This is a genomic window from Bradyrhizobium sp. P2_E8 (genome assembly GCF_056403875.1).
Map to the genome: position 1 here is coordinate 1 of NZ_JBFUES010000982.1, position 2,717 is coordinate 2,717.

General features: G+C 66.3%; 3 protein-coding genes. 2 read left to right on the forward strand and 1 reads right to left on the reverse strand.

All coding sequences use genetic code 11. The features are described 5' to 3' along the window. Positions 1 to 82: 82 nt before the first annotated feature. Both AC1D00_RS35380 and AC1D00_RS35385 read left to right on the forward strand, forming a co-directional pair. Positions 83 to 1,633 (forward strand): FAD-dependent oxidoreductase, encoded by a 1,551-nt coding sequence (locus tag AC1D00_RS35380; protein ID WP_477013861.1) that lies wholly within the window; start codon positions 83 to 85, stop codon positions 1,631 to 1,633. Positions 1,634 to 1,684: 51 nt separating this feature from the next. Continuing rightward, entirely contained in the window at positions 1,685 to 1,822 is a 138-nt protein-coding gene (locus AC1D00_RS35385; RefSeq protein ID WP_167771123.1) for a hypothetical protein, read from the forward strand. Positions 1,823 to 2,008: 186 nt separating this feature from the next. Here the strand turns inward: AC1D00_RS35385 and AC1D00_RS35390 are convergent. Beyond that, positions 2,009 to 2,717: sensor histidine kinase (locus tag AC1D00_RS35390; protein ID WP_477013862.1), on the reverse strand; the 709-nt coding region annotated here is incomplete at its 5' end.

Sequence of the window (2,717 nt, forward strand, 5' to 3'; positions counted from 1 at the left end):
ACGCAGGCGCTCAACCGTTCGTCCGTGTGATCCTCGCCGCGCTGGGAACGCTCCGGTCGAACATCGACCACAGGAGCGTCTCATGCAAACCCAATCCACTGATATCTACGACGTCATCATCGCCGGTGCCGGCCCCGTCGGCCTGTTTCTCGCGTGCGAGCTGCGGCTTGCCGGCCTCTCGGTGCTGGTGCTGGAGCAAGCGCAGGATCCGCACTCTGCGCTGAAGCGACTGCCGTTCGGCCTGCGCGGCCTTTCGACCCCGACAACCGAGGCCTTTCACCGGCGTGGCTTGCTGGACGAGATCGTCGCCGCGCAGCGCACGAAGTCAGGCGCGATCAGGAGTGCTGCACACTGGATGCAGCAGGCGCGACGGCCCGCAGGTCATTTCGCCGGCATCCAGTTCTATCACGACGACGTCGATGCCGCGCGATGGCCCTGGCGCCTGCCGACGCCGGCCGATGCCAGCGTCGCCGTCGATATGGAAACGCTCGAAACGGTCTTGGCCGCGCGTGCAAACAGTATGGGCGTCGAGCTCCGGCGCGGTTTTGGCGTCATCGCCATTGACGCTTCAGACGACGACGTGACCGTGCAAGCGGCCGGCGAGACGTTTCGGGGGCGCTGGCTCGTCGGCTGCGACGGCGGCCGCAGCACGGTGCGCAAGAAGAGCGGCTTCGACTTCGTCGGCACCGACCCCGAATTCACCGGCTATTCCATCGAGGTCGAGCTGGCCGATCCGGAGAAACYCAGCCCCGGCCGCAACTACACGCCGACGGGCGTGTACACCTATGCGCAGCCAAGCACGATCGCGATGGTCGATTTCGACGGCGGCGCGTTCCACCGCACTGCGCCGATGACAATAGACCATGTGCAGAGCGTCCTGCGACGTGTTGCCTGCACTGATGTCACCATCACCGCGCTCCACCTGGCCGCCACCTGGACGGACCGGGCTCGTCAGGCCACAACCTATCGCAAGGGGCGCGTGCTGCTCGCGGGCGATGCCGCCCACACCCATTCGCCGCTGGGCGGCCAGGGTCTCAATCTTGGTCTTGGCGATGCGATGAACCTGGGCTGGAAGCTGGCTGCCACGATCCGCGGCCACGCGCCGGCAAATCTGCTTGAGACTTATTCGCATGAGCGGCATCCCGTCGGCGCGCATATCCTCGACTGGTCGCGCGCGCAGGTCGCGATCATGCGGCCGACGCCGAGTGTCCGCGCGCTCCAGGCCATCATGCGCGATCTCATCGCGACGCGGGACGGCGCGACTTATGTCGCGGAATGCGTCCGCGGTGTCTCGCTCCGTTACGATCTTGGCGGCAGCCATCCGCTCGTGGGACGGAGTGTTCCCGATTTTGAACTCTCGGACGGTGCGACGATCGCAGGGCGCCTCAGGCCGGGGAAAGGCGTATTGCTGGACTTCGACGCGCGCGCATCGCTTCGAGCAATTGCAAGCCGCTGGGGTGATCGGATCGCCTATTTTGCAAGTCAGCCCAGGGATCGGCTGGGCTTGAGCGCTGTGTTGGTGCGCCCCGACGGCTTTGTCGCGTGGGCCAGCGACGGCGCAACTGATGACGACGAAGCAGCCCAGGCCACGTCGCGCTGGTTCGGCGAACCCACGGCGCGCAGATGTCCCTGATCCCTGCCGTGCACTCCTGCGTGCATTGTGTCACAATACACGTAGTCTTAGGTGCCCGCTCGCGTCAGCGAATTGTCGCGCGCGGCCGCGCGCATCGGCGACGTGGTCGAGCTGATCAACGCGATCGCGGGCCAGACCAACCTCAAGCTCGAGGTCAGCAGGTTCTTGGACACCGTCCGCGCGGCGTGAGGTTGCGTGCGTTTTCGCGAGGAGGCTGAGGAGCAGCGTCTTTGCGGCCCATCCTTCGAGACGCCCGCTTTGGCGGGCTCCTCAGGATGAGGTCTTGTTCCGCGGTGGGATTTTAAATCCTCATGGTGAGGAGCGCCGCCTTACGGCGCGTCTCGAACCATGAAGGCCGAACTCGTCCCGCCGCCCTCAAGCCCGCGCCAGCGCGGGTGCGAACACCACTTCGATCAGAGTGCCCTGGCCTGCGCTCTTGATGTTGAAGCGGGCGCGGTTGGCTTCGACCAGCGCCTTGGTCAGCGACAGGCTCAGCGCCGAATTGTCCGCGGCATCGCCCGGCGGCGGGGTGCGGAACGGCTCCATCGCGGCCGCGACCTCGCGCTCGGACAGGCCATGGCCGGTGTCGCGGATGCGAAGGGCGATCTCGCCGCGATCGGTGAGCGCGGTCGAGACGATGACCTGGCCGCCGGCGCTGGCAAGCCGGATCGAGTTCGAGATCAGGTTCATGGTGATCTGCCGCATCGCGCGCGCGTCCACCGTCACCTGCGGCAGCGCATGGGCGAGCGAGGTGCGGATGATGATGCGCTCGCGGTTGGCCTGCGGCTGCATCACGACGACGCAGGCCTCGACCAGATCGTTGAGGTTGAGGTTGGCGAAGTCGAGGTCGAGCTTGCCGGTCTCGATCCGCGACAGCTCCGAGAGGTCGTCGATGATCGCGATGACGCGCTCGCCGGAGGCGCGGATGTCCTTCATGTATTCGCCGTAGCGCTCGTTGCCGAGCGCGCCGAAGCGTTCGGAGATCATCACCTCGGCAAAGCCGATGATGGCGTTGAGCGGCGTGCGGATCTCGTGGCTGATCCGCGCCAGCATGTCGGCCTTGGCGTTCGCCGCGCCGTCGACG